General features: G+C 36.8%; 27 protein-coding genes and 1 riboswitch. Of the genes, 21 read left to right on the top strand and 6 right to left on the bottom strand.

Annotation, left to right across the window (positions count from 1 at the left end):
• Positions 1 to 87: 87 nt before the first annotated feature.
• Complete coding sequence (locus tag ACZLXV_RS06590; protein ID WP_482382875.1) at positions 88 to 1,365, top strand: S1C family serine protease; 1,278 nt, start codon at positions 88 to 90, stop codon at positions 1,363 to 1,365.
• Positions 1,366 to 1,405: 40 nt separating this feature from the next.
• Here ACZLXV_RS06590 and ACZLXV_RS06585 read toward each other — a convergent pair whose 3' ends face one another.
• A complete protein-coding gene (locus ACZLXV_RS06585; protein ID WP_482382874.1) occupies positions 1,406 to 3,301 on the bottom strand; it encodes a hypothetical protein in 1,896 nt (631 codons plus the stop codon).
• 155 nt (positions 3,302 to 3,456) lie between these two features.
• Between ACZLXV_RS06585 and ACZLXV_RS06580 the strand changes: the two genes are divergently transcribed.
• The 17 genes from ACZLXV_RS06580 to ACZLXV_RS06500 all read left to right on the top strand — a co-directional run bounded on the left by ACZLXV_RS06580 (position 3,457) and on the right by ACZLXV_RS06500 (position 17,163).
• Positions 3,457 to 3,999 (top strand): YcxB family protein, encoded by a 543-nt coding sequence (locus ACZLXV_RS06580; protein WP_367335219.1) that lies wholly within the window; start codon positions 3,457 to 3,459, stop codon positions 3,997 to 3,999.
• Complete coding sequence (tsaE, locus tag ACZLXV_RS06575) at positions 3,992 to 4,426, top strand: tRNA (adenosine(37)-N6)-threonylcarbamoyltransferase complex ATPase subunit type 1 TsaE (protein WP_482382873.1); 435 nt, start codon at positions 3,992 to 3,994, stop codon at positions 4,424 to 4,426. Before ACZLXV_RS06580 ends, tsaE begins: the two co-directional genes overlap by 8 nt.
• A gap of 35 nt (positions 4,427 to 4,461) precedes the next feature.
• Complete coding sequence (gene tsaB, locus ACZLXV_RS06570; protein WP_482382872.1) at positions 4,462 to 5,172, top strand: tRNA (adenosine(37)-N6)-threonylcarbamoyltransferase complex dimerization subunit type 1 TsaB; 711 nt, start codon at positions 4,462 to 4,464, stop codon at positions 5,170 to 5,172.
• A 3-nt stretch (positions 5,173 to 5,175) separates the two neighbouring features.
• On the top strand, positions 5,176 to 5,649 hold the full coding sequence (gene rimI / locus ACZLXV_RS06565; RefSeq protein WP_482382871.1) for a ribosomal protein S18-alanine N-acetyltransferase: 474 nt from the start codon (positions 5,176 to 5,178) through the stop codon (positions 5,647 to 5,649).
• A 132-nt stretch (positions 5,650 to 5,781) separates the two neighbouring features.
• Positions 5,782 to 5,994 (top strand): hypothetical protein, encoded by a 213-nt coding sequence (locus ACZLXV_RS06560; RefSeq protein ID WP_022225006.1) that lies wholly within the window; start codon positions 5,782 to 5,784, stop codon positions 5,992 to 5,994.
• A 37-nt stretch (positions 5,995 to 6,031) separates the two neighbouring features.
• Positions 6,032 to 6,946: a ribonuclease Z gene (locus ACZLXV_RS06555; protein ID WP_482382870.1), complete on the top strand. Its 915-nt coding sequence runs from the start codon at positions 6,032 to 6,034 to the stop codon at positions 6,944 to 6,946.
• Between the two features lie 167 nt (positions 6,947 to 7,113).
• Positions 7,114 to 7,725, top strand: a complete 612-nt coding sequence (locus ACZLXV_RS06550) for a DUF6715 family protein (protein ID WP_022225004.1) — start codon at positions 7,114 to 7,116, stop codon at positions 7,723 to 7,725.
• A 13-nt stretch (positions 7,726 to 7,738) separates the two neighbouring features.
• Positions 7,739 to 8,761, top strand: coding sequence for a tRNA (adenosine(37)-N6)-threonylcarbamoyltransferase complex transferase subunit TsaD (gene tsaD / locus ACZLXV_RS06545; RefSeq protein WP_022225003.1), 1,023 nt, complete (start codon positions 7,739 to 7,741; stop codon positions 8,759 to 8,761).
• Positions 8,762 to 8,936: 175 nt separating this feature from the next.
• A complete protein-coding gene (gene rny, locus ACZLXV_RS06540) occupies positions 8,937 to 10,496 on the top strand; it encodes a ribonuclease Y (protein WP_022225002.1) in 1,560 nt (519 codons plus the stop codon).
• 76 nt (positions 10,497 to 10,572) lie between these two features.
• On the top strand, positions 10,573 to 11,964 hold the full coding sequence (locus ACZLXV_RS06535) for an ASKHA domain-containing protein (RefSeq protein ID WP_482382869.1): 1,392 nt from the start codon (positions 10,573 to 10,575) through the stop codon (positions 11,962 to 11,964).
• Between the two features lie 119 nt (positions 11,965 to 12,083).
• Complete coding sequence (gene proC / locus ACZLXV_RS06530; protein ID WP_022225000.1) at positions 12,084 to 12,875, top strand: pyrroline-5-carboxylate reductase; 792 nt, start codon at positions 12,084 to 12,086, stop codon at positions 12,873 to 12,875.
• Positions 12,876 to 12,969: 94 nt separating this feature from the next.
• Positions 12,970 to 13,617 carry a M23 family metallopeptidase gene (locus ACZLXV_RS06525; RefSeq protein ID WP_482382868.1) on the top strand — a complete coding sequence of 216 codons (648 nt, stop codon included), beginning with the start codon at positions 12,970 to 12,972 and terminating at the stop codon, positions 13,615 to 13,617.
• Between the two features lie 20 nt (positions 13,618 to 13,637).
• Positions 13,638 to 14,471: a GTP pyrophosphokinase gene (locus ACZLXV_RS06520; protein WP_022224998.1), complete on the top strand. Its 834-nt coding sequence runs from the start codon at positions 13,638 to 13,640 to the stop codon at positions 14,469 to 14,471.
• A 28-nt stretch (positions 14,472 to 14,499) separates the two neighbouring features.
• Entirely contained in the window at positions 14,500 to 15,063 is a 564-nt protein-coding gene (locus ACZLXV_RS06515; protein ID WP_022224997.1) for a hypothetical protein, read from the top strand.
• 68 nt (positions 15,064 to 15,131) lie between these two features.
• Positions 15,132 to 16,151, top strand: a complete 1,020-nt coding sequence (locus ACZLXV_RS06510) for an RluA family pseudouridine synthase (protein WP_482382867.1) — start codon at positions 15,132 to 15,134, stop codon at positions 16,149 to 16,151.
• A 41-nt stretch (positions 16,152 to 16,192) separates the two neighbouring features.
• The gene (locus ACZLXV_RS06505; RefSeq protein WP_482382866.1) at positions 16,193 to 16,729 is read left to right on the top strand and encodes a Holliday junction resolvase RecU; all 537 of its coding nucleotides are present in this window, start codon (positions 16,193 to 16,195) and stop codon (positions 16,727 to 16,729) included.
• A 77-nt stretch (positions 16,730 to 16,806) separates the two neighbouring features.
• Entirely contained in the window at positions 16,807 to 17,163 is a 357-nt protein-coding gene (locus ACZLXV_RS06500) for an Hpt domain-containing protein (RefSeq protein ID WP_482382865.1), read from the top strand.
• Between the two features lie 153 nt (positions 17,164 to 17,316).
• On the opposite strand, the gene nrdD is transcribed toward ACZLXV_RS06500, so the two are convergent.
• Together nrdD and ACZLXV_RS06490 are read right to left on the bottom strand one after the other, a co-directional pair.
• Positions 17,317 to 19,479, bottom strand: a complete 2,163-nt coding sequence (nrdD, locus tag ACZLXV_RS06495; RefSeq protein WP_482382864.1) for an anaerobic ribonucleoside-triphosphate reductase — start codon at positions 19,477 to 19,479, stop codon at positions 17,317 to 17,319.
• A gap of 88 nt (positions 19,480 to 19,567) precedes the next feature.
• Entirely contained in the window at positions 19,568 to 20,458 is an 891-nt protein-coding gene (locus tag ACZLXV_RS06490; protein WP_482382863.1) for a putative ABC transporter permease, read from the bottom strand.
• A 177-nt stretch (positions 20,459 to 20,635) separates the two neighbouring features.
• Positions 20,636 to 20,733, top strand: a riboswitch (TPP riboswitch).
• 221 nt (positions 20,734 to 20,954) lie between these two features.
• On the opposite strand from ACZLXV_RS06490, the gene thiC reads away from it, so the two are divergent.
• A complete protein-coding gene (gene thiC / locus ACZLXV_RS06485; protein ID WP_022224991.1) occupies positions 20,955 to 22,262 on the top strand; it encodes a phosphomethylpyrimidine synthase ThiC in 1,308 nt (435 codons plus the stop codon).
• Positions 22,263 to 22,339: 77 nt separating this feature from the next.
• Here the strand turns inward: thiC and ACZLXV_RS06480 are convergent, their stop codons facing one another.
• The 3 genes from ACZLXV_RS06480 to ACZLXV_RS06470 all read right to left on the bottom strand — a co-directional run bounded on the left by ACZLXV_RS06480 (position 22,340) and on the right by ACZLXV_RS06470 (position 24,546).
• Positions 22,340 to 22,966, bottom strand: coding sequence for an HAD family hydrolase (locus ACZLXV_RS06480; RefSeq protein ID WP_482382862.1), 627 nt, complete (start codon positions 22,964 to 22,966; stop codon positions 22,340 to 22,342).
• A 115-nt stretch (positions 22,967 to 23,081) separates the two neighbouring features.
• On the bottom strand, positions 23,082 to 23,720 hold the full coding sequence (thiE, locus tag ACZLXV_RS06475) for a thiamine phosphate synthase (RefSeq protein WP_482382861.1): 639 nt from the start codon (positions 23,718 to 23,720) through the stop codon (positions 23,082 to 23,084).
• 100 nt (positions 23,721 to 23,820) lie between these two features.
• On the bottom strand, positions 23,821 to 24,546 hold the full coding sequence (locus ACZLXV_RS06470; protein ID WP_482382860.1) for a DUF1653 domain-containing protein: 726 nt from the start codon (positions 24,544 to 24,546) through the stop codon (positions 23,821 to 23,823).
• Between the two features lie 401 nt (positions 24,547 to 24,947).
• Between ACZLXV_RS06470 and recA the strand changes: the two genes are divergently transcribed.
• Positions 24,948 to 26,042, top strand: a complete 1,095-nt coding sequence (recA, locus tag ACZLXV_RS06465) for a recombinase RecA (RefSeq protein WP_022224985.1) — start codon at positions 24,948 to 24,950, stop codon at positions 26,040 to 26,042.
• Between the two features lie 8 nt (positions 26,043 to 26,050).
• Positions 26,051 to 26,530: a regulatory protein RecX gene (locus tag ACZLXV_RS06460; protein WP_022224984.1), complete on the top strand. Its 480-nt coding sequence runs from the start codon at positions 26,051 to 26,053 to the stop codon at positions 26,528 to 26,530.
• The last annotated feature ends 40 nt before the right edge of the window (positions 26,531 to 26,570 follow it).

Below are 26,570 nucleotides of genomic sequence, written 5' to 3'. Positions count from 1 at the left end.
ATGGTAGATTTATACATAATGATGAAGAAAATTTATGTATTTTTAGTTAAAGTGCAATATATTTAATATGGGAACAGAGGTACATATATGACAATTCACAAAAAAACTGTTGAGGAGAGGGAGCATGAGGTAGAAAAGTATCAGTTTATTAAAGAACAGGTACGTCCTCAGCAGAAAAAAAAGATAGCAAAATTTGCAGCAAAAATATTCTCGGCATTTTTTCTCGCTGTTGTTTTTGGTTCAGTTGCGGGAGTAGTATTTCACCTTATAAACAAAGCAAATGATGATAAAGACATATCAGATTATATTGTGGAAACACTTAGTCCGCAGGAAACAAAATCCGCAGGAAACAATGCAGAAAATAATGTCGTAAAACATAGTGTAAGTCCGTCAGACTTAGAGTCGATTGATAATTATGACCATGTATCAAAAGAAATTGCAGCAATTGGAAACAGTTACAAATATGCACTTGTAAAAGTTCGCGGAGTTATGGGTGACACAACATGGTATGATGTAAATGATTTAAACAGCGGCATAACTTACGGAGCAATATTTAATATTACAAGAAATGAATGTTTTGTAGTTACTGACTCTAGTGCGGTAAACGGCACGGATGAGGTTACGGTAGAGTTTTACAATGGGGACGAGGCAAAAGCAAGCGTTCTTGGAGTTGATAGTAATGTAAACCTTGCAGTTCTGCGTGTGACACGTTCAACCGTACCGAAAGATGCAAGAAAAAAGATTATGTCAATTGATATGGGAAGTATATCAGGAACTTCAAACGGTTCAAATGTTATTGCCATAGGAGCGCCAAACGGAATAATGTATTCTGTAATGCTTGGAAAAGTGATAAAATCGGATATAGAAGCATCAATTGCAGATAATCAAATCTCGTTGTATTCCACTGATATGGCATGTGTATCGACAAGCAACGGCATTGTTTTAAACACTGATGGTCAGATGATAGGATTTATAAACAACAAATTCCAAAATCTTACCGGCGAAAAAAATATGGCATTCGTTTCCGTAAACAGTGTACACGATATTTTGGAACTGCTCATGCGCGGAAAAAATACGTCATATCTCGGAATTGAAGGAGTAGACGTTGACTCCGCAACAGCAGAACAGCACAACCTTGTAAGAGGTATATATGTAACATCCGTATATCTTGGTTCACCTGCATATATGGGAGGAATGAGAGTAGCAGATGTTATTGTGAAAGTTGATGGACAGAGCGTAAAAAATATTTATGCATTACATAATACGCTCATAAAAAATAAGAGCGGCAAAGAGATAAAAGTTGAAGTATCAAGAAAAATTAAGAATATCAGAAAAGATATTACTTTGAGTATAACGTTGAGTTAGAAAAAGAGCTGCACGCACCAACTGGCATGCAGCTCTTTTTTTATCGGCTGATATTATCCTCCTTAATTATCTGAACAAGTTTATGTCTGAAAGCCTTTTCATAAACATCATCATCATGGAAAGCAAAACGGTTAAAATCAAATTGTGTTTCAAGTACCATGCGCCTTGTAAACAGCGTAAAATTTTTGTTGGTGTGTGGCGGCCAGAAAATACATATGCATCCGTCGGCATTCATTTCGGGAATGCTGAAACTTTCGGCAAATTTTCCAACGAAATCATTATCTATCATAAACACATGAGAATAATGGCCTATAACCTTTGCAAGCCTTGTACCGTTTATCGTAAAGGTGTTCATATCATAGCCGTCTTTATATTCCTGAACAGCCTGACTGCCGGGTTTTGCGGCTGGCGTTTCGCATGAACTTCTCTGGGCAATTGCCACTATTGGAAGTTTGCGGTTGTCATTGCAGATAAGAGAATGAAAATCATTATAATCATTATCATCCGTTACAAAGACAGCTTTATTTCCGAGACGAATAATATCGATAATTCCTATTTTGTTAGAAATATCAGACAAAAATGAAGGCTTTAAAAATGTGTCTTTCTGACTGATACCACGCGGCAGGTCTTTTGAAGTCATATGGTAAAAATGAAGTCTGCCGTCATCAAGTTTTGCAATTGATGTATGAATATGCCAAAGTGTACCTACATGTTTGCTGTCAATATAACTTATTTTTACATGGAAAACCATATTCTTAGCATCATAATTTATTTTAAGCTGGTATCCCGGAAGTTTGTTTTTATAAGATGTTGTCTCATCAGGCATATCTTCAAAAACAGGATTCATTTTAAAACGTACCCATTTATAAATTATTGCTGATGCATTTATAAATTCGGTATCTAAAGTTCGTGAATCTTTGTGCAAAAGAGGAAGTTCAAGATTGAATAATATATTTGATTCCAATCTTGCAAGTGTTTCCTTTTTGTAAGTACGGCTGTCGTGCGGCTCGTCAATTTTGTCGCAGACAAGTCTTATAAGCTGGTTTTTTACTAATTTGTTGTTTATAAGTTTTATAATAAGATTGTAATTTATTTCAGGGTTGTCAAGTTTTAACAGTTCACGGATAAGAATAATTCGCGGGCATTTGTAAAACTGTTTTGCTATTTCCTTATCCTGATTAAAAATTGCGATTATGTCAGGATGCAGATGACTTGAATCTTCAATTTTGATGCGGAAGTGGCTTTTAAGCATAAGTTCCCAATTCATATTTTTATAATGGTTATATGAGAGTTCTTCAAAGAGTTTTACCAATGACCAATCGCTTAACTCAAGGTTTGCGAGTATGCAGTTTAACATTCGTGAAAGTTCTTCACTGCCTTTCCAAAACTGGTCATCGCTTATGCGGCTTTTGTATCGCATATCATGTTCAATTTCATGCCAGCCCTCAAAAAATACAGTGCGAAACTGCATCTCAAAAGTTGTATCTATAGGAAGAGTCCAAAGTTCCTTTTTGTATAAATTAAAATATTCTTCAGGATACTTAAATACGCCGTTTATTTTTGTTGCACGGAATTCGTCGGACTCGAAGAAATTTCGTGACCATTCATCAATCATCTGGAAGGTTCTTTCCATGATGTCACGGCATATGCTGAGGTCATCGTAATAATAAAGTATAACGCGCAGGCCGATAAGGTCCTGAATTTTTTTGGGGTTGTTCAGTGTTCCGTATTTGCCGCGGAAGAGCTTTGCGGCTATTGACTCAACTGACTTGACTCTTGAAAAAATACGAAAATACAAACCACAGGATGTAAGTATCTCAGTTATGGCATTTGTAATGTGCTCACAAAGCTCATTTAACTTTTCAAAATCAATTTCCTGTTTTATAGTTGTTTCGAGTTCTTCTTTACTGTTATAATTTTGCATAATTACAGACAATAGTCCGGTACCCCCCTTTTATATCTTTTTATGCAGATTAAATATATTGATTTACCTGCATTCTTATAAGTATAACATAAAAAGTGCTGTTGTGTATTGTTTTTTTATCTAAAAAAACTTATAATCATTATTAAAACTAGAAACGGAGGAATTTGATGACTGAATTAAATTTTGATGCAAAGCTTAGTGCAGGAGAATTATATGCATTTTCTATGAGACATACTTACAGGAGCATGTCGGGAATTTTTGGACTTATTATAAGTTTTGCCAGTCTTATAATATGTGTTGTCAGATTTAAGCATCTTGACAAAACTGCTGTTATGGCACTTATAATAATAGGTCTTATTTTTACTGTTATACAGCCGATTATGCTTTGGAGCAAGGCAAAAGCACAGGTCAGAAAAAATAAAAGCATAAATGCAACACTTCATTATAACATAAATGATGATGGAATAACTGTTTCACAGGGTGAACAGGAGGCAAAGGTAAAATGGTATCAGATACGAAAAACAGTAGTTGTAAAAAATGCTATTTATATATACATGTCACCGGTGAGAGCTTTTATTTTTACTAAAAATCAATGTGGTGAGGATTTCTCTGACCTTGTAAATAATATACAGAAAAAAGTAGAACAGTATAAAGATTATGAGCCTGAAGAGGACGAGACAGATGTGGAAAGCGGAGGAACCGATGAGTAAAAAAATAGTTGAGAGTATGTGTGAGGATGACACATTTGCACTTGGTAAGAAACTTGGGGAAAAATGCAGGGCAGGAGACATTATTCTTTTGAATGGTGACCTTGGAGTCGGAAAGACTGTTTTCACAAAAGGATTCGGCAAGGGGCTTGGCATTGATGAGCCTATATGCAGTCCGACATTTACAATAATGCAGATATATGAGCAGGGCAGACTGCCTCTGTATCATTTTGATGTATACCGTATTGCAGATGTCTATGAAATGGATGAAATCGGATATGAGGATTATTTTTTCGGAAAGGGTGTATGCCTTATAGAATGGGCAGAACTTATAAGTGAGATAATTCCGAAAGAGCATATGAGCGTAACGATAGAGAAAAATCTTGAAAAAGGTTTTGACTACAGAAAAATTACGATAGAGCAGTTTTAAAACAGAAAAAATATAATTGGAGATAAATGCGGATTATGAAGATATTAGGAATAGACAGCTCGGGGCTTGTTGCATCGGCCGCGATAGCCGACGAGAAAAATATTATTGCTGAATTTACAGTAAACAATAAACAGACGCATTCCCAGACACTTCTTCCGATGATAGAAAAAGTTGTGGATATGTCGGGAATTGAGCTTGAACAGATAGATGCCATAGCTATAGCAGCAGGTCCCGGTTCATTTACGGGACTTCGTATCGGTTCGGCGACAGCAAAAGGGATTGGTCTTGCTTTAAAGAAGCCTGTTGTATCGGTTCCGACACTTGAGGGACTTGCTTACAGGGTAAGTGTGTTTGACGGCATAATCTGCCCTATAATGGACGCAAGACGCAACCAGGTCTACACAGGCATTTATAAAATGGATAAAGGAAATCTTGTATGTCTGTCTGAGCAAAAGGCTGTTGATATACATGAGATTATGGAAGAACTGGAAAAATATGATGAGAAAGTGATTTTTCTTGGTGACGGTGTCGAGGTTCAGCGTGAGACAATCGAAAAAGAATTCAAAAAAGAATATTGTTTTGCACCGATTCATCTTTCAAAGCAGAGTGCGGCGGCAGTTGCAGTTTTGGGATATATATATTTTAATCAGGGAAAGGCTGAAGATGCGGCAGAGCACAAGCCTATATATCTGAGAAAATCCCAGGCAGAGAGAGAAAGAGAAGAAAGGTTAAAGAAACAGGACTAAAAAGTGGAAACATTTTTTAAAATAAATGATATGACTTTAGCGGATGTCGATAATTGTGCGGTTTTAGAAGAAAAAATATTCGCTCATGCGTGGAGCAAAAAAAGCATTGAAGACACATTGGCAGCTAAAGAAAATATATGCATGACGGTTACTGACAGCGATGGCAGTTTTGTGGGATACTGCATATTTATGACTTCGTTTGATGACGCCGACCTTTGTCGGATTGCAATATCTGAGAAATACAGACGAAATCATATAGCAGATAATCTGCTTGAAAATGCGTTAAACAAGTTGAAGGAAAAGGGCATAAAAAGAGTTCTTCTTGAAGTAAGGGAAAGTAATGAGCCTGCAATTTCACTATATAAAAAATATGGATTTGAACAAATTGGTATAAGAAAAAATTATTACAGTGAACCGGTAGAAAATGGTTTAGTATTTTTACTTGAAATTATACCATCTATTACCACTGTACATTAAATTTTTTCGGTATTATTATATATGCATGTTATGATGCAAAGGAGCAATCCGTGGCATCAGTTGGGGTCAAAGACAGACAAAGTCCGTGACATCAGTTTTGTTTACAGCATCAGAAAAATACCGGGAGGAAACATGAGAGATATATATTGTAATGTATGTGGAAAAAAATTATTTATAGAAAACGGAATATTAAAAGAAGATGCATTTGAGGCAAAAAAACAGTGGGGATATTTTTCAAATAAGGATGGAATACTGCATTCATTTGTTATTTGTGAAAAGTGTTATGATAAGATGATTGACAGCTTTGTAATACCTCCTGAGATTACGGAGGTTCATGAACTGTAGTTTTGCACTCATATGTCTATCTGGATTGTGAGGAAAAATGTTAGATTTATGTTTACTTGGAACAAGCGGTATGATGCCGCTGCCGGGCAGATGGCTTACGGCACTTATGGTCAGGTTCTCGGGAAGCAGTCTTTTGATAGACTGCGGTGAGGGAACCCAGATTGCGATGAGACAGAGAGGGTGGAGCGCAAATCCTATAGACACAATATGTTTCACGCATTATCACGGTGACCATATAAGCGGTCTGCCGGGACTTTTACTTTCTATGGGAAATTCTGACCGCACGAAACCTGTTACACTTATAGGACCAAAAGGGCTTGAAAAGGTTGTAAATTCCCTGCGAATAATAGCACCGGGACTTCCGTTTAAACTTGAATTTATAGAATTGACCGAAAACTGTAAGGAGATAGACATAAACGGATACCATCTCACTGCATTTAAGGTAAATCACAATGTCACATGTTACGGATATACGATAGATATAAAAAGGGGAGGACGATTTTTCCCTGAACTTGCAAAAAAGAACGATGTACCTATGAAGCTGTGGAGTAGACTTCAAAAAGGGGAACATATAGAATTTGAGGGCAGGATGTACACTCCTGATATGGTTATCGGAGCTGAAAGAAAAGGAATAAAAGTTACATATTGTACGGATACAAGGCCTGCTAAAAGTCTTATTGACAATGCAAAGGGTGCAGACCTTCTGATTTGTGAAGGAATGTATGGAGAAAATGACAAGAAAGCAAAAGCCGTAGAAAAAAAACATATGACATTTTATGAAGCGGCAAAAGTTGCAAAAGAAGCAGACGTAAAAGAAATGTGGCTCACACATTACAGTCCTTCACTTATTCATCCGGAAGAGTATATGGGGGCTGTCAGAAAGATTTTCAAAAATGCTTATCCGGGAAAAGACGGAAAAAGTGTTACTCTTACATATCCTGAGGACGATTGACTGTATATCATATAAGAAAGTGATTATAATAATGAAATTATTTAAATAATCCGAATATATATATAGAAGATTTGGAAAATAGTTACTGTTTGCATTTACGGTGTGGCAGTGACGACAAATAAGCATTTATAGGAGCACCGATATGATGTGCGGAAAAGAGGTTTACTATGGATAAAAACAGAAAAAAATTGATGAGTGCATTTATGATTATGCTTGTAATAGCAGCATTGGCAGTTGCGGGATATTATATTATCAACAAACAGATAACACAGAAAGCACAGGATGAAGTTAATTTACCTGATACAGAGGTTGGAAAGCTTCTTGCAAAAGACCTTGATGTTGCCTATCCTGAAACACCGACAGAAGTTGTAAAACTTTATTGGAGATTAAATCAGTGTATGTACAACGGAAGCATGGATGACAAGGAATTTGAGGGACTTCTTAAACAGCTTAGGAAGCTTTATGACCAGGAACTTCTTGACAAAAAGGAAAATTCATGGGATGGAATGCTTTCAAATTTTAAAGATGACAAGAAAAAATATTCTAAAAACAAACAAAAAATTTCCTCATATATAGTTCAGGAAAACAGTGCAGTTGAATTTGGAAAAAAAGATGGTAAAGAATGTGCAGCACTTCTTACAAATACATTGATGAAAAAAGGAACAGACAGAGTGAAACTGTACGAGAAATTTATGTGCCGCAAGGACTCTTCCGGAAAGTGGAAGATATTGGGATGGAGCAGTGCGGCAAAAGAAGGAAAAAAATATTTTGAAAATTAATTCGGAGGCATAAATGAAAGAAGATGTTTTGATACTCGGCATAGAAAGTTCGTGTGATGAGACGGCAGCAGCGGTAGTAAAAAACGGCAGGGAGGTTCTCTCAAATGTTATATCTTCGCAGATAGCCATACATACATTATATGGAGGTGTTGTGCCGGAGATTGCGTCAAGAAAACATATTGAAAAGATAAATCAGGTGATAGAGCAGGCACTTGCAGATGCAGATGTCACACTTGAAGATATAGATGCCATAAGCGTAACTTACGGACCGGGACTTGTCGGTGCACTGCTTGTCGGAGTGGGAGCAGCAAAAGCGATTGCGTATGCCGCTAAGAAACCACTTGTAGGTGTGCATCATATAGAAGGACATATCGCAGCAAATTATATAGAACACAAAGATTTGGAGCCGCCATTTTTATGTCTGGTAGTATCGGGGGGTCACACGCATCTGGTGCGTGTACTGGAGTATGGCAAATTTGAAATAATAGGCTGTACACATGATGATGCGGCAGGAGAAGCATTCGATAAAGTGGCGAGAGCCATAGGACTTGGGTATCCGGGAGGACCTAAGATAGACAAACTTGCAAAAGAGGGTAATCCACACGCCATAGAATTTCCGAGAGCAAAAATTGACGGAAGTAAATATGACTTTAGCTTTTCAGGTGTCAAATCAGCGGTATTAAATTATCTTAACGGATGTGAGATGAAAAATATTGAGGTGAACAGAGCAGATGTTGCCGCTTCATTTCAACAGGCGGTTGTCGATGTGTTAGTCGAAAGAGCCATAGATGCCGCAAAACGTCTGGGAGAAGACAAGATAGCTGTAGCGGGTGGTGTAGCATCAAATTCCGCACTTAGGGAAGCAATGAAAAAAGGGTGTGAAGAGAGTGGAATTACTCTGTATTATCCATCACCTATATTCTGTACGGACAACGCAGCAATGATAGCTGTGCAGGGGTATTATGAATACATATCGGGAACAAGAAGCGGTTTAGACCTCAATGCTGTTCCAAATTTAAAAATAGGTGAGAGATAGGCAGTTCATTCTTGACATGTTCATAGAAAAAGTATAAAATTGATGTGTTGTAGTATGTAATAAATATAGATGGTTTTCTTAAATTTGCTATATAGCTGTTTATATTGTATGATGCCGTGGCATTAGTTGATTATATACATTACAATGAATATTTATAAGGAGGTGCTCCTGTTCGATGGTAGCAGTGGTTATAATAGCCATTGTGATTCTATTGGTTGGGATTATCGCCACAGCGCTTATTACTAAAAATGTCGCTATTACAAATTATAAAAAGAGCGAGGAAGTAAAAGTTGGAAATGCAGAGGAAAAAGCTAGAGGAATTATAGATGATGCTTTGAAAACTGCCGAGACTAAGAAGCGTGAAGCACTTCTTGAAGCAAAGGAAGAAGCGATCAAAACTAAAAATGAAATTGAGCGTGAATCCAAAGAGAGAAGAGCTGAATTGCAGCGATATGAAAAACGTGTATTGTCGAAGGAGGAAACTCTGGATAAAAAGTCAGATGCACTTGAAAAGAAGGAAGTTAAGCTGAATGCAAAAAATGCTGAACTTGATAAGCAGAAAAAAGAACTTGACGAACTTAAAGAAAGTCATTTGCATGAACTTGAGAAAATATCAGGTTTGACTACTGAACAAGCGAAGGAATATCTGTTAAAATCTGTTGAAGAAGACGTAAAGCATGAAACAGCTGTTCTTGTTAAGGAGCTTAACAAGAAAGCTAAAGAGGAAGCAGACAAAAAAGCAAGAGATTATGTTGTCACAGCTATACAGAGATGTGCGGCAGATCATGTTGCAGAGACAACTATATCAGTTGTGCAGCTTCCAAATGATGAAATGAAAGGTAGAATCATTGGACGAGAGGGCAGAAATATTCGTACTCTTGAGACTCTTACAGGTGTGAATCTTATTATTGATGATACACCGGAAGCAGTTGTTTTATCTGGATTTGACGGTGCGAGAAGAGAGGTAGCAAGAATCGCACTTGAAAAACTTATTGTTGATGGAAGAATACATCCGGCGCGTATTGAGGAAATGGTCGAAAAGGCTCAGAAAGAAGTTGAATCAATGATGCGTGAGGAAGGTGAAGCTGCTACATTGGAAGTAGGAGTGCATGGTATTCATCCTGAACTTATCCGCCTTTTAGGAAAGATGAAATTCAGGACAAGTTATGGACAGAATGCACTTAATCATTCGATAGAGGTTGCACACCTTGCAGGTCTTCTTGCAGGAGAGATAGGTGTAGATGTTCGTACAGCAAAGAGAGCAGGTTTATTGCACGATATAGGAAAGAGTGTTGACCAGGAGATGGAAGGTACTCATGTGCAGATAGGTGCAGACCTTTGCCGTAAGTACAAAGAGTCGCAGATAGTTATAAATGCAGTAGAGGCACATCACGGGGATGTTGAACCGGAATCTCTTATTGCCTGTATAGTTCAGGCTGCCGATACAATTTCAGCAGCAAGACCAGGTGCAAGAAGAGAAACTTTAGAAACATATACAAACAGATTGAAACAATTAGAAGATATTTCAAATGGCTTTAAGGGTGTTGAAAAATCATTTGCAATACAGGCGGGCAGAGAAGTGCGCGTTATGGTTGTTCCTGACAAGATAAGCGATGACGATATGGTATTGCTTGCAAGGGATATTTCAAAGCAGATTGAAGAAGAATTAAAATACCCGGGTCAAATTAAAGTTAATGTAATCAGGGAATCCAGAGTTACAGATTATGCTAAATAGACACAGTGGACTGTAAAAGTAAGGAATCGCCTTATGGCGATTCCTTTTTCTTGATTTATAAGGTGATGAGGTATTTATGGTAATCGTCAGGAAAGAAAAATTTAATTCAGAAAAATCAATACAATACATTTCTGATAAAGCAGAAAAAACAGAAAATAAAAGTGGCATGGAAGATTTAAAGCTTGGGGCGGCAATAGACATAGGAACAACAAGTATTGCTGTTGGGCTGTTTGATATGGAAAATGAGGTTCTGCTTGGAAATTTGACGCAGACAAACTGTCAGACTAAGTTTGGAAGTGATGTAATGATGAGAATAATGCATTGCACAAACGGGAAAGAACAGCTTTTACATGATATGCTGATAGAACAGATAGAAAATATAATAACTGTTATAATAGAGCAGAACATATCGGAAAAATATAAATCATATGTTGTGGAAAGGATGACTGTTGTCGGAAATACAACCATGTGTCATATATTTTTAAACAGAGATGTCACGGGACTTAGCGGTGCACCTTTTAGCATGGCATACAAGGGTATTGCAAATGTAAATTCACAGGAAGCGGGGTTTAAAATTTACAATATATCTGAGATAATCGTACTTCCGAATATCCATTCACATGTCGGTGCGGATGCAATGTCGGTTCTCTGTAATGAGAAGCTCTACAAAAAAGATTTAAATGAGATAGCAATAGATATAGGAACAAATGCTGAAATTATATTGAACAGACATGGTGATGTGTATGTTACATCAACTGCGGCAGGACCGGCATTTGAGGGAAAGGGAATATATTCCGGAATTCGTGCGGGAGCGGGAGCAATAAATTCTGTAAAAATAAGCAGGGTAAACGGAAATATTATACTTGGTATGCTCGATGACGGTACAAAACAATCTCCGAAAGGAATATGCGGTTCAGGACTTATAGACGCTATTTCCGAACTTTTAAAAGCGGGCGTGTTGACAAAGGACGGGTATTTGTTGACAAAGCAAGAAGCTGTGGCGGCAAATGTTAATATAAATCTGTGTAATTGTCTTGACAACAGTGATGAAAGGATTGGAAATTATTTTGTTTTATCAGAAAAAAATAAGATAATTGTCACTCAGAGAGATATAAGAAATGTTCAGCTCGCAAAGGGTGCAATACAGGCAGGTGTCGAAGTTTTGCTTGAAAAAGCCGGAATTACAATGAATGATATTGAGAAAATAAAAATTGCAGGAGTGTTTGGAAAATTTATACATGCTTCATCTGCTATGTCATTCGGTTTACTGCCATCCTATCCGGACAAAATAGAATTTATAGGTAATGCCGCCGGAAATGGTGCTGCTAGGGCATTATTCGATGCAGATTTTGTGAAGAATACGGAAAAATTAACAGAAGAGATAAGACATATAGAACTTGCAGACGAAAATGATTTCCAAAATAAATTTTTGAATGCAATGGAGCTAAAAGAGTGGTATTATAGATAGTGTTGACTTATATAGTGTGATACTGTCTGTTCAGGGCGAAAACAGATGGTATTTTAGAATAATGGCATAGAAGATATGCAATGTCTTAAAAAATTGAACGCTCAGAAAAGAGGAAGAATATGAAATTAGGTTTTATAGGTGCCGGAAATATGGCACAGGCAATGATAGGCGGAATATTGGCAAAGGGTATAGTGAAAAAAGATGAGATTATTGCATCAGCGGCAACTCAGAAAACAATAGATAAGGTTTCCGAAGAATTTGGTGTTAATGTTACACTTGATAATACTGAAGTTGCAAAGGCTGATATAGTATTTCTTGCCGTTAAACCTGTTTACTATCAGGAAGTTATAGATGAAATTAAATCTGTTGTAAATGAAAATCAGATAATTATAAGTGTAGCAGCAGGCAAGAGTGTAGAATGGGTTGAAAACGCTTTCGGCGGAGAGAAAAAGATTGTAAGAATTATGCCAAATACACCTGCTTTGGTAGGAGAAGCGGTTACTGCGATATGCCCTAACAAAAATGTAAGTGATGAAGAAAAAAAAGTGGTATCTGAACTTTTATCATCATTTGGTATTGCACAGTTTATAAATGAGAATATAATGGACGCAGTTATAGCTGTCAGCGGAAGTTCGCCTGCATATGTATTTATGTTTATTGAGGCGATGGCTGATGCGGCAGTAGCTGAGGGAATGCCAAGAGCACAGGCGTATCAGTTCGCGGCACAGTCTGTTCTTGGAAGTGCTAAGATGGTTCTCGAGACTGGAAAGCATCCGGGAGAGCTTAAAGATATGGTTTGCTCACCTGCCGGAACAACAATTGAGGCTGTAAAAGTTCTTGAAGAGAAAGGGTTCAGAAGCAGTGTGATTGAAGCAATGAGTGCATGCGCTGACAAATCAAGAAATATGTAATTTTATGTTTTATACGGCTGTTTACATAAAAAAATAAAATAAAGCATATTATTAAAAAAATATATTTGCAATTAAGAGTTGCCTGGGAGTAGTTTTGTCAGATATATTAAAAAAGTTTCTCAAATATAAAGGATTTATAATTTTTGCAGCAGTAACGGTTGCTTTATGTATGTGTATAAATTATATTTGTACATGGGAAAGACAAACTAAATTCGAGTACGGATTTATATCGGGAATAAACAAAAATATTTCAAAGGGAAACGGTGCGGAAATTTTACGGGAATGTAAATGTTTTCCTGTTTTAAGACAGGGAGGAAGCACTTGCTTTTTTGATGACGGGTATGGAGAGGGAAGAAGTTTCGGAGGAAACAGACATCATGAAGGGATAGACATTATGCCATCGGAAGATAAGGCAGGAAAATTTAAGGTGCGCTCTGTATGTGATGGTGTAGTTGAAAAAAAGGGATGGCTGAGACTCGGAGGGTACAGGGTCGGAATAAGAAGCAGACATGGGAATTACTATTATTATGCGCATTTAGACTCCTATAGAAAAGGTCTGAAATGCAATGATACGGTAAAGGCAGGAGAAATTATAGGATATATGGGGAATACGGGTTATGGTGACGAGGGAACAAGGGGTAAGTTTCAGGTACATCTTCATTTCGGGGTATATGTGAGAGATAAGGCAGGGGAGAAAAGTATCAATCCCTATTATTTATTAAAAAAACTGGAAAGCAGATAGCTTTGGAAAGGAAAACAGATATGGAAATACAGCTTTGGAGAGAAATATTGGAGCCTTATGGTCAGGCAGTAGACGAACTTGTCGTAAAATTCAATCATATTAAGCAGGAATATCAGAATGCAAGAATGTATTCACCAATAGAGTCGGTTTCGGGAAGAGTAAAGAGTATATCAAGTATTATGGAAAAAACTCAGAGAAAAAATGTCAGGATAGAAGAACTGGAAGATAAGATAGAGGACATTGCGGGAATAAGAATAATATGTCAGTTTGTCGAGGATATAAATACCGTTGTAAAAATTATAAGAAAACGTGGGGATTTGGAAGTAAAGCAGGAGAAAGATTATATAACAAACAGCAAGCCGAGCGGTTACAGAAGTTATCATATAATAGCTTATTACACAGTGCAGACTATATATGGTCCCAAAAAACTTGAAGTTGAGATACAGATAAGAACGCTTGCTATGAATTTCTGGTCTACGATTGAACATTCGCTTCAATATAAGTATAAAGAACATATGCCGGAAGAACTCAGAAAGAGACTGCTTAGTGCGGCAGATGCGGTAGGAGTTCTTGATAATGAGATGGCTTCGGTCAGAGATGAGATTATGGATGCACAAAATCACAACAGACAGAAAGCTAATATTATTGCAGACATAGTAAGAAGTATAGAAGAACTGTATTATGTGGCAAATAAAAGAGAAGTCGAGAAAATACAGGATGAATTTTATAAGATATACAAACAAAATGATATGACTATGCTAAAACGTTTTAACAAACAGCTTGATATAATAGCAGAGACATATAGGGCACAGAGTCTTAATGCACGCAGTTATAGTGTGATACAAAATCATTGATATTGAACTATGAAAGGGATTTTAAGAGATGAAGATTTCAAGAGGTCAGCTTGGGTATTTGGAGTACAAAAAGAAAAGGGCAATTGCAGGAACAATAGCAATGGCAGTGCTTGGTATTATTGTATTTCTTGTCGGATTTTTTTTAAATGATATGTCGAACAGAAACATATTTACGGTTGTTGCGGTACTGTTTGCACTTCCGGGCGCGAAGTTTCTCGTTGCGTTTATTGTAGCATTTCCATATCATACTGTTGGAAAAGAACAGTATGACAAAGTCAAAAAGCACCTTGGTGAGGGCATGGAATTGTATACCGATCTTGTCATTACATCATCAGAGAAAGTAATGAGCCTTGACTTTGTCGCTGTAGGAAACAATCAGGTTATAGGACTTACAAGTGACAAAAAGGTTGAGATTTCATACATAAGAAAGTATCTGACAGACGGCGTGGCAAATTGGGGAGATAACTATAAAGTTAAAATTGTGGAAAGTGAAAAACTGTTTTTAAATGAACTTGATAATGTAAAAGTTGTTGAAGCGGACGAAGAACAGGAAGAAAATGTGAAATCTTATATTGTCTCGCTTATTGTATAATTTGTTTTGGGTGCCTGTGAACATTTAAGCAGGAACCGGAGGACTAATTTGACGGAAAGGAAATACAAATGAGAGAGATAAGTGTGAGTGCGGTTGATGAGGGGCAAAGGCTTGATAAATATCTTACAAAATATATGCCTGAAGCACCTAAAAGCTTTTTCTATAAAATGATGCGGAAGAAAAACATTGTTCTAAATGGAAAAAAGGCTGCCGGTATGGAAAAATTGTGTGACGGAGATAAGATAAAATTATTTCTTGCGGATGAAACCATAGATAAATTCAGAAATGCGGATAAATATGGGAAAAATGCAGATGGCAGTACAGCAAAGCCAAAGTTTAAGCTTAACGTTATATTTGAGGATGATGACATACTTGTAATAAATAAACCGGTTGATATGCTCTCGCAGAAAGCCGATAAAAACGATGTTTCGCTTGTAGAATATATATCGTGGTATCTCGATGAAAATAAGCATGAAGAGGACAGAGAATTTAAAGGTTTTAAAGCAGGAATATGCAACAGACTCGACAGAAATACGAGTGGTCTTATAGTTGCAGGTAAATCAATAAAAGGTCTGCAGTGCATGAATGAAATTTTTAGAGAGAGAAAGCTAAAGAAATTTTATTTGTGTATTGTCAAAGGACGGTTAGACGGTTTTAAGCGTATAGACGGGTATCTTACAAAAAATGAAAACCATAATACTGTAAGCATTTCAAGAGAAATGACTGAGGGTGCATTTAAGATAGTGACGGAATATGAACCGTTAGGCTATGGAAAGTTGCAGGGGGAGACATACACCTTGCTTAAGGTGCACCTTGTAACGGGAAAGTCACATCAGATAAGAGCGCATTTAAAGAGCATAGGACATCCTATAGTAGGTGATTCAAAATATGGCTACAAAGATGTATATAAAATATTCAGAAAAGAATTTAACTTGAGACATCAGCTTTTGCATGCATGGAGACTTGAAATGTCGGATGATGAGATAGTCCCTGAAAAATATAAAAACAAAGTATTTCAAGCGGAATTGCCAAAAGAATTTCTAAAGATACTGGGCGGACTGGGTATTGATAAAAATTTTTTAGAATAAAAGATTTTTTAATCGGATATTGATAAAGAGAGGAGGATGTTATGGGAGCATGGAATTCGAGAGGGCTCAGAGGTTCAATGCTTGAGGAGGCTGTAAATTTTACAAATCAGAAATACAGTCAGGAAAATCTGGCACTTGTGCAGAAAATACCGACACCCATAACGCCGATAGAAATTGATAAGCAGACAAGACATATAACACTTGCCTATTTTGAACAGAAAAGTACGGTTGATTATATAGGTGCGGTGCAGGGAATACCTGTCTGTTTTGACGCAAAAGAGTGCAGAACACGGACATTCCCGCTTCAAAATATACATGAGCATCAGATGAGCTTTATGGAAAATTTTGAAAGGCAGCAGGGGGTGGCTTTCTTTATCATTATGTTTACGGGGGCGGGAAGATGTTTTTATGTTCCGTATCGTGATGTGAAAGTATTTTGGGACAGGGCAGCAAATGGAGGAAGAAAGAGCTTTAAGCTTGAGGAATTAAGAAGCGAATATGAAATAGAAATAACAAATCAGATATTTATACACTATCTTTCTCAGATAAACAGGGATTTGAGTGAGAGGGATGAGTAAAAAAAATTTACTAGACAAAAAATATACTTTATAATAGGAGTATACTAATGACTAAGATTGAAGGGGGTTAGAGTACTATGAGTGAAAATTTAAAAACAGAATTACTGAGTCAGGGTGTTGATTATGCGACAACTCTTGAAAGATTTATGGGTAAAGAGGAGTTATATAAGAGATTTCTTATAAAGTTTCTTGCTGATGACAATTTCAATCAGCTTGAGGCAAACATTGGATGTGGAAATATAGAGGAAGCATTTAAATGCGCACATACAATTAAAGGCTTATGCGGAAATCTTGGATTTGATAATTTGCTTGAAGAGGATGCTCAGATTGTAGAAATTCTCAGAAGTGGCTCGATGGACGGTGTCGAGGAATTATTTGAGACATTGAGCACAAAGTATCATAAACTTTGTGAGACAATAAAAAAATATGAATAGTATAATAAACAGTGTCTTTTCTTTTATAATGACCGAAAATCAATATAAGATTTTTAGAAGTTATGTCACATAAAAAGCTGTATATAGTATTGATGTACTGTATACAGCTTTTTAAATTACAAATTTTTTGATTGTATATTATTTCTTATATAATTATAAGTGAAGTACACGTTCCTTTATTTCCTGTGTTCTTCCCTGATTCCAAAATTGTGTTCCGATGTACCCGCAGGTTCTTCTTGCGACATTCATTTTATTTTGGTCTGTATTGCCACAGTTAGGACATTGCCATATTAGTTTGCCGCTTTCATCCTCAACTATCTGGATTTGACCGTTGTATCCGCAGCATTGGCAGTAATCACTTTTTGTATTGAGTTCTGCGTACATTATGTTGTCGTAAATGTATTTTATGACTTCAAGTACAGCGTCTATGTTATTTTCAAGATTTGGAACTTCAACATAGCTTACGGCACCACCCGGCGAGAGCTTTTGGAATTGTGCCTCGAATTTTAGTTTGTCAAATGCATTTATCGGTTCAGTTACATGTACATGGTAGCTGTTTGTGATGTAATTCTTATCGGTAACACCCTCAATTATGCCAAATCTTTTTTGGAGACATTTAGCAAATTTGTATGTTGTAGACTCAAGAGGTGTTCCGTAAAGGCTGAAATCTATATTTTCCTCTCTCTTCCATTGGCTGCAATAATCGTTAAGTTTTTCCATTATCTCCAGTGCAAAAGGTGTTGCGTCAGGCGAGGTGTGGGATTTTCCGGTCATATATCGTACACATTCACACAATCCGGCATATCCGAGGGAAATAGTTGAATATCCGTTGTAAAGAAGCTTGTCTATTTTCTCTCCTTTTTTTAGACGTGCGAGAGCTCCGTATTGCCAGAGAATAGGTGCAACATCTGATAATGTGCCTTTCAATCGGTTATGACGGTACATAAGAGCTTTTTTGCAAAGCTTCATGCGCTCATCAAATATTTTCCAGAATTTGTCTAAATCTTTTTCGGAAGAGCATGCAATATCGACAAGATTGACGGTTACAACACCCTGATTAAATCTGCCGTAAAATTTAGGTTTACCGTTTTCATCATGATATACTGTGAGGAAAGAACGGCATCCCATGCATGGATAGCAGTTTCCATCTTTCAAATTAAGCATGACTTTTTCGGAAATATAATCAGGAACCATTCGTTTGGCTGTGCATTTTGCAGCAAGTTCTGTGAGATACCAATATTTTGAGTTCTCTGATATATTATCTTCTTCAAGTACATAGAGAAGTTTCGGAAAAGCAGGCGTGATGTAAATGCCCTTTTCATTTTTTACACCCAGTATGCGTTGATTAAGAATTTCTTCTATTATCATGGCAAGATCTTTTTTGGTGCGTTCATCTTTTGCTTCATTAAGATACATAAATATTGTAACAAATGGAGCCTGTCCGTTAGTTGTCATAAGTGTTATGACCTGATACTGAATCATCTGGACACCTCGTTTTATTTCGTCTTTAACACGAATTTCAACGACTTTTTCAATCTGTTTCTCAGTGTAATTAAGACCGGCCGCTTCAAATTCAGATGTTACCTGTTTGAAATATTTTTTACGGCTTACATCTACAAAAGGTGCAAGGTGTGCCAGCGAGAAACTTTGTCCTCCATACTGTGAGCTTGCAATCTGCGCAATACTCTGTGTTGCAATATTGCAGGCGGTCGCAAAGCTTTTAGGAGTGTCAATCATAGTCTCGCTTATCACGGTACCGTTTTGAAGCATGTCTTCAAGATTTACAAGACAGCAGTTATGCATGTGCTGGGCAAAGTAGTCCGAATCGTGGAAATGGATGATTCCCTGCTCGTGTGCCCTTACAATATCTTCCGGCAGCAGAAAGCGTTTTGTAATATCTTTGCTTACCTCACCTGCCATATAATCACGCTGAACACTGTTTACAGTAGGATTTTTGTTGGAATTTTCCTGCATAACTTCTTCATTGTCACATTCGATAAGACTCAAAATCTGTTTGTCGGTCGAGTTGGATTTTCTGACAAGTGCCCTGTTATAGCGGTAGGTAATATATTTTCTTGCGAGTGCAAAGGCACGCTTGTTCATAATCTGGTCTTCAACTAAATCCTGGATTTCTTCAACATTCAGAGCTCTGTGCATATCCTCACAGATTTTTTCGACATTTGATGCTATTTCACATATCTGTTCTTCTGAAAGTCTCTCAATAGTAGGAACTTCGGTGTTTGCTTTATTGATAGCGGCAACAATTTTATCAGCATCAAATTCGTTTTCAGAGCCGCTTCTTTTAATGATTTTCATATAACTCCTGCTTTCTTCAATGGATTTTACATTATGATAATGCCACGGATTGCTTCATTGCTGTGCAATTTTTCAATCCTGCATCATCTTATTTATTTTTCTTAACTTTTGTATTTATATATCCAATCATCTCCTTTACAGATATTGAAGATTTATTTTTAGGGATGAAACGCATTGTCGGAAACGCATCGACTATACGTCTGCTTCCAAAGAATAAATGTTTTGTTTTAAGGATAGAATGACTTTTTTCGCGATATTGATTTAATATGTCCTCTATAAGTCGGATTTTAGGTTCTTCAGTCACAGTTTCTCTAATAGAAGCAAGTTTTTCTCTGAGAGTATCTATTTTCTCACTCAGACCGATTTTAGCAAGAAAATCGTCTTTTAATGAACTAAGCTGCATTTCCTGAAGCTGTTGTTCAAGTTCCTGACGGAAAGAGTAGAGAGTTTCGAGTTGTTTCTTGAAATTTATTGTCTCGATAACCGTATATGTCAAATCAATTGCAGATATAACGATGAGAACAGCAAGTATTTTCTGACCTGTACTCTCGGGGATAAGACCAATCAGCCATTTGGCAAAAGGCTCAAGCACATCAAATAAAAACAGTGTTAAGAAACCCCAGAACATTGAAGGGATAATGGCAATCCTGCCGTTTATGTTATATGGTGCGGTTGAATAATCCCACCATTTTGCATGAAATAATTTTTCAAGTACATATGAGGTGATATATTCGATTACGGTTGCAATAAGCATTCCTGCCACATACAGTAAAGATGGATACAGCGAGACAGGTCGTAAAAGTACATATACAAGAGTTGCACCTGTTCCGTAAAGAGGAAGCATCGGACCTACAAGAAAACCTCTGTTGACGGGCTTTTTTGTTCTGACGGAAACAAAAATACTTTCGTAAACCCAGCCTAAAATGCTGAAAACATAAAAATTCATCAGAATAAAATAAATAGAAAGACCCAATACCATATAAACCTCCAAAAAGTGATTTAGTAAACAATCGTATAATTGTTCTAAAGCGTTTTGATATAATGGTATCTTTTTTAGGGCAGTTAGTCAATAGGGACAAAACGGAACTAAAAATATAAAAAATTAAAAAAAGTGCAATGAAAACAACTTGACAGCGGCTTTAAAAGTAAATATAATCAAATACATCTGGTGAGCTTAATGCTGAGAGGGATTTTATCCGACCCATATGACCTGATACAGTTAGTACTGTCGTAGGCAGATATTATTTATGTTGATTACGGTTTTTGTGTGATATACCGTTTGATATATATTTTTATAATTATGCATGGTCACTCCAGATGACGATTTTTATATCGGTTGTCCGGAGTTTTTATTTGGAAAAAATCTTCCCCTATACAACATATTTAAATGATGTTGGGGTCAAAAGGTATTTTGAACTTTACATCATAGTAAATCACTACATAATTTAAGACAAATTGCTTGACGGAGGTAAAAAATGGAATACGCTACACAGATGGATGCCGCAAGAAAAGGCATTTATACAAAAGAACTTCTTGCAGTTGCGGAAGATGAAAAATTTGATAAGGATGAGCTTATAAAACTTGTTGCAGAAGGAAAAGTAATAATTCCGGCAAACAAAAATCATAAATGTTTAAAGCCTAGCGGAATCGGAACAAAACTCAGAACAAAGATAAATGTCAATCTTGGAACATCAAGAGACTGGACTGATCTTGACATGGAGATGGAAAAAGTAAAAAGTGCAGTAGACATGGGTGCAGAAGCTATCATGGACTTGAGTTCATGCGGTGACACACAGGTGTTTAGACGCAAACTTACAAGTGAATGTCCTGCTGTTATCGGAACTGTTCCTATTTATGATGCAGTTGTATATTATAAAAAAGCACTTAAGGATATTACTGCAAAAGAATGGATTGATGTCGTGAGAATGCACGCTGAGGATGGTGTTGACTTTATGACTATTCATTGTGGAATAAACAAAGAGACTGCAAGAAAATTTAAGAGAAATAAAAGACTTATGAATATTGTTTCAAGAGGTGGTTCAATAATCTATGCATGGATGGAGATGACAGGAAATGAAAATCCATTCTATGAGTATTATGACGAAGTGCTTGACATATGCAGGCAGTATGATGTGACAATGAGCCTCGGTGACGCATGTCGTCCGGGATGTCTCAAAGATGCTACAGATGCAGCTCAGATTGAAGAACTTATTGCTCTTTCAGAACTTACAAACAGAGCATGGGAAAAGGACGTTCAGGTGATGATAGAAGGACCGGGACATATGCCGCTTAACCAGATAAAAGCAAATATGGAAGTACAGCAGGCAATGTGCAAGGGAGCACCGTTCTATGTACTTGGACCACTCGTAACGGATATTGCACCCGGATATGACCATATTACAGCAGCGATAGGCGGAGCGATAGCTGCAACATATGGAGCGTCTTTCCTCTGCTATGTAACACCTGCCGAGCATCTTAGACTTCCGGATGTAAATGACGTAAAAGAGGGAATAATTGCATCAAAGATAGCCGCACATGCAGCAGATATAGCTAAAGGTGTTCCGGGAGCAAGAGACTGGGATGACAACATGGGACAGGCGAGAAAGAATCTTGATTGGGAGAAGACGTTTGAGTATTCAATCGACCCTGAAAAGGCTAGAGCATATCGAGCATCAGCAAAACCGGAGAAAGAGGACACATGTTCAATGTGTGGAAACTTCTGTGCAGTAAAGAATATGAATAAGATACTTGACGGAGAAATAGTATCTATATTTGATGAATAATTTAATCTGATTTTTGTAAAATATTAATGTAACGCAGGCTGAGTTTTTGTTTTCAGTCTGCGTTTATTTGTATAAAACTAAGAAGGTTTTATCAGTATTTCGTCGGTATTTTTTAAAATTTCATCCCATTCATTTTTAGCAAAATCATCATATATTGCTACTGTTTTACAGCCTGCCTTTTTTGCGGAAAGAATAGAATATAGTGCATCTTCATATACGATTGTATTTTCGGGTTTAAATCCGAGAGAAGAGGCTACATTTACAAAAGTTTCAGGCACGGTTTTATCTGTCTCAAAATCCTGACATGAAAAAAGTTTGTCGAAATATTCTAGGATGTTAAGACGCTTAAAAGCTGCCTCGGCACATTGTACAGGTGATGCCGATAAAAGGATAATTGTCTCACCGTTTTCATGAAGCTTCTTCAACAATTCTGTCATTCCTGGTTTTGCCGGTATTTCATTTTTATATTTATTAAAAGAAAAATCATAAATCTCTTTGATTATCTCGTCTACTGTTTTATCAAGTCCAAGTTCTATAAAATATTTTGCGGCATTTTCAAGTGTGTATGCCTCTATAAGTTTATTTACATCATCGTCATGTGGTATATCATATGACTCAAGATAATCTGATGCTATGGTTGCCCACATAGGCATCGAATCAAGAATGGTTCCGTCCATATCGAAAATATGTAGCTTGTTATCCATAGTTACCTCCTTGCAAAGTGTTCCTAATTGCTTAAAATCAAGTTATAAAAGATTGATTTTAAGCATTTTTGTTTTGTACAATGTATTGCGATAAGTATTATTTATATTTATTTGATTATTTAATAACATCTTTCATAATTGAAACAAGTTCTCTTGTGGCTTCGCCGGGGTCACTTGCTCCAAAAAGTGCGGAGATTACGGCAACTCCGTCTATATCGGTTCCCTTAAGTTCTCTGACATTAGAGTGGTCGATACCTCCGATCGCAACAACAGGAATGGAAACGCTGTTGCATATTTCTTTAAGTGTGCTAAGTTCGAGTGGTTTAGTATCTTTTTTTGTACTTGTATTAAAAACAGCACCGGCACCGATATAGTCAGCACCGAGTTCTTCTGCTTTTTTTGCAAGTGTAACGCTTGGAGCTGTCATTCCGATAATTTTGTCATCACCGAGAAGCTTTCTTGCTTCAACATAATCCATATCATTCTGACCGATATGAACACCGTCAACACCAGCTTCCATAACAGCATAAATATCGTCATCAATAACAACAGGAACATTATATTTTGCGGCAATCTCTTTGATGTGTACCGCTTCTTTTACAAGTTCGTCATGTGGCATGTTTTTTTCGCGGATTTGCAAAAAAGTGGCACCATTTTTAAGAACGTCATCTACCTGCTGTTCAAGGGTTTGCATGCCAGTCCAATGTCTGTCTGTTATAGCATATACAAGCATGCTTTCTTTATTTAATTTCATTTATATATCCTCATTTCTTATTTTTAATGTAATTCTGATATTCTCTTAAAACGAATCCTTTCGGCTGGATTTCCGATATACGGCTTCCTTTTTAGCATTTTTAACGAAGTCTGTTACATTCATAATGCTCATGTGTTTCAAGACAATTCAAAATTGTTTCGAAATGCTGTTCCTTGCTGCCTTCATCGAGAACAAGGTCAAGAGTAACGGCAATGTTGTTAAGCATTGTATCATTAAGATATGGTTCAAGACTTGAAAAAATATGGCGTTTATCATGATAATTTTCAGCGTCAAGGAAAATCATAAGACCTTTTGCAGCCAATTGATTGTCTGAAATCTTTCCGGAAAGTTTTCTTTCGACCTGACCCGATAAAAGTGCATCAGTGATTTCTTCGTCAGATACTGTTATGGCTTCTTCTGGATGTATGGTGTTTGTAACGGCAGCTGATTTTTCAGATTGTACGATGTCCGGTTCTGCAGCTGTGCCTGCTTGATGAATTGATTTTTGTTCAATATTTGATTTTGCAAGTGGTTCGGTAGATTGCATAGAATTTGACATACAGTTTGCAGCCTCTGTATTTTGGCGGTCATCTAATATAATTCTTTCAAACCTATATTCCTGCGCTGCGTCGGGATATTTTTCTTTATCAAGCTTTTCGAGAAACGTTGAAAGTGGTCTTACCCAGATTTTAAAAGGGGCGTACATTGCCTGATATACAACCATTGGCGTATTGTCCTCACTGTTTTCAGCCAATGCTCTTACCTGATATAGCTGTCCTTTAAAATGTTTGTAAAATTCTCCGGCATTTACGGTTTTCTGCGTCATAAAAACACGACCTTTCAAAATAATAGTATGATATATGTATCAGAAATTGTGTTAGATTTAGTTTCATATATCATAAAGTACAGATGTTTGAAACAAAAGGTATTTTGTCTCTTACATCATGCATATAGTCTAACACAAAATCATATATGTTGCTAAAAAAATCTCGTTTAAAAAAATAAAGTTTTTGTCTACTTTTTATAAAAATGACAAAAAATGACGAAAATTTAATTTCTATTATAAAGAATATACAGAAAATGAAATACATTTTTGTAAAAAAAACATATAGAAACAGATAGTACAAAAAAATATAATTTATCTGTGTAAAAAAATGATTGACAATTTTATATAAAGAATATAATATAGATGTCAGGAACATCTGTTCGTAAAAGGAGGATTTAAAAATGGCAAAACCAAATATTGATGAGAACAAGTTAAAAGCATTAGAATCTGCTATGGCACAGATAGAGAGAAATTATGGAAAAGGCGCAGTTATGAAGCTTGGAGATAATACACATCTCAATGTGGAAACAGTGCCATCAGGTTCACTTTCTCTTGACATTGCTCTTGGAGTCGGAGGTGTTCCAAAGGGAAGAGTTGTTGAAGTATATGGACCGGAGTCAGGAGGAAAGACTACAGTAGCACTTCATATGGTGGCAGAGGTACAAAAAAGAGGAGGCATTGCAGGATTTATAGATGCAGAGCATGCCCTTGATCCGGTATATGCAAAAAAGATTGGTGTAGATATTGACAATTTATATATATCACAGCCTGACACAGGTGAGCAGGCACTTGAGATTACAGAGACTATGGTTCGTTCAGGAGCCATAGATATAGTTATCGTGGATTCGGTTGCAGCTCTTGTTCCAAAGGCTGAGATTGAAGGTGATATGGGTGACAGTCATGTGGGACTTCAGGCGAGACTTATGTCTCAGGCACTTAGAAAACTTACAGCGATTATAGGAAAGACAAGCTGTACGGTTATCTTTATCAACCAGCTTCGTGAAAAAGTAGGTGTTATGTTTGGAAATCCTGAGACTACTACAGGTGGCCGTGCACTTAAATATTATTCATCTATCAGACTTGAGGTAAGACGTGGTGAGCAGATAAAGAAAGATGGCGAAGCTATCGGAAACCGTACACGCATAAAAGTTGTGAAAAATAAGGTTGCACCACCATTCCGTGAAGCGGAAGTTGATATTATATACGGAGAGGGTATATCAAGAGAGGGAGATATTCTTGACCTTGCCGCCAAAGAAGATATAGTAAACAAGAGTGGTGCGTGGTATGCATACGACGGAAACAAGATTGGTCAGGGAAGAGAAAATGCAAAGACATATCTAAAAGAACATCCTGATATTATGGCGGAGATTGAGCAGAAAGTAAGGGAAAAGTTTTCAAAAGAAATCAAATCGGATGAAGAAGAAAGTGTATTTGCTGATGAGACAGAAAGTACAGAAACACCGACAGACAGTATTATTGAAGAGAAAGAAAATTAAAATTTATCATGGCAGCAAGTGAAGAGAAAAATGATGAGTTATTAAAAGCAAAAAAGAGAGCCATGCTTATATTACAGCATAATGACAGGACGGAGTGGGAACTTACAGATAAACTGTCAAAAGCGGGTTTTAGTGATGAGGCTGTAAACGAAGCTGTAGAGTATGTCAGAAGTTTTCATTATATTGATGACGAGAGATATGCAAAAAGGTTTGTTGAAATATATCATGAAAGCAGGAGTATAAAGAGACTGAGACAGGATCTTTATAAGAGGCATGTTTCAGAACAATATATAGAGCTGGCACTTGAAAATATAGATTATGATGACAGTGCGGCACTCAAAAGACAATTTGAAAAGCTAGGGCTTGACGCAGAAAAAGCTTCAGAACTTTCATATGAAGAAAGCCGGAAGCTTGTAGCAAAACTTTATAGAAAAGGCTTCTCAGTGGGAAGTATTAAAGATATGCTGTCCGATTTGAAATCCAAATAAAATTGCCAAATAAATTTAGAAAAAAAGTCTTGACAAGCGC

This window comes from Butyribacter sp. (assembly GCF_056818865.1).
The sequence above is the reverse complement of the archived record's forward strand: the minus strand, read 5'-3'. Positions and strand labels throughout refer to the sequence as shown.

Coding starts and splice junctions, on each gene's coding strand:
- ACZLXV_RS06505 (WP_482382866.1), top strand. CDS start 16,193: ATGGGAGCATGGAATTCGAGAGGGCTCAGAGGTTCAATGCTTGAGGAG.
- recA (WP_022224985.1), top strand. CDS start 24,948: ATGGCAAAACCAAATATTGATGAGAACAAGTTAAAAGCATTAGAATCT.
- ACZLXV_RS06490 (WP_482382863.1), bottom strand. CDS start 20,458: ATGGTATTGGGTCTTTCTATTTATTTTATTCTGATGAATTTTTATGTT.
- thiC (WP_022224991.1), top strand. CDS start 20,955: ATGGAATACGCTACACAGATGGATGCCGCAAGAAAAGGCATTTATACA.
- ACZLXV_RS06500 (WP_482382865.1), top strand. CDS start 16,807: ATGAGTGAAAATTTAAAAACAGAATTACTGAGTCAGGGTGTTGATTAT.
- ACZLXV_RS06535 (WP_482382869.1), top strand. CDS start 10,573: ATGGTAATCGTCAGGAAAGAAAAATTTAATTCAGAAAAATCAATACAA.
- tsaD (WP_022225003.1), top strand. CDS start 7,739: ATGAAAGAAGATGTTTTGATACTCGGCATAGAAAGTTCGTGTGATGAG.
- ACZLXV_RS06510 (WP_482382867.1), top strand. CDS start 15,132: ATGAGAGAGATAAGTGTGAGTGCGGTTGATGAGGGGCAAAGGCTTGAT.
- ACZLXV_RS06555 (WP_482382870.1), top strand. CDS start 6,032: ATGTTAGATTTATGTTTACTTGGAACAAGCGGTATGATGCCGCTGCCG.
- nrdD (WP_482382864.1), bottom strand. CDS start 19,479: ATGAAAATCATTAAAAGAAGCGGCTCTGAAAACGAATTTGATGCTGAT.
- ACZLXV_RS06560 (WP_022225006.1), top strand. CDS start 5,782: ATGAGAGATATATATTGTAATGTATGTGGAAAAAAATTATTTATAGAA.
- ACZLXV_RS06590 (WP_482382875.1), top strand. CDS start 88: ATGACAATTCACAAAAAAACTGTTGAGGAGAGGGAGCATGAGGTAGAA.
- ACZLXV_RS06460 (WP_022224984.1), top strand. CDS start 26,051: ATGGCAGCAAGTGAAGAGAAAAATGATGAGTTATTAAAAGCAAAAAAG.
- ACZLXV_RS06470 (WP_482382860.1), bottom strand. CDS start 24,546: ATGACGCAGAAAACCGTAAATGCCGGAGAATTTTACAAACATTTTAAA.
- proC (WP_022225000.1), top strand. CDS start 12,084: ATGAAATTAGGTTTTATAGGTGCCGGAAATATGGCACAGGCAATGATA.
- ACZLXV_RS06515 (WP_022224997.1), top strand. CDS start 14,500: ATGAAGATTTCAAGAGGTCAGCTTGGGTATTTGGAGTACAAAAAGAAA.
- thiE (WP_482382861.1), bottom strand. CDS start 23,720: ATGAAATTAAATAAAGAAAGCATGCTTGTATATGCTATAACAGACAGA.
- rny (WP_022225002.1), top strand. CDS start 8,937: ATGGTAGCAGTGGTTATAATAGCCATTGTGATTCTATTGGTTGGGATT.
- ACZLXV_RS06550 (WP_022225004.1), top strand. CDS start 7,114: ATGGATAAAAACAGAAAAAAATTGATGAGTGCATTTATGATTATGCTT.
- ACZLXV_RS06520 (WP_022224998.1), top strand. CDS start 13,638: ATGGAAATACAGCTTTGGAGAGAAATATTGGAGCCTTATGGTCAGGCA.
- ACZLXV_RS06480 (WP_482382862.1), bottom strand. CDS start 22,966: ATGGATAACAAGCTACATATTTTCGATATGGACGGAACCATTCTTGAT.
- tsaB (WP_482382872.1), top strand. CDS start 4,462: ATGAAGATATTAGGAATAGACAGCTCGGGGCTTGTTGCATCGGCCGCG.
- ACZLXV_RS06580 (WP_367335219.1), top strand. CDS start 3,457: ATGACTGAATTAAATTTTGATGCAAAGCTTAGTGCAGGAGAATTATAT.
- tsaE (WP_482382873.1), top strand. CDS start 3,992: ATGAGTAAAAAAATAGTTGAGAGTATGTGTGAGGATGACACATTTGCA.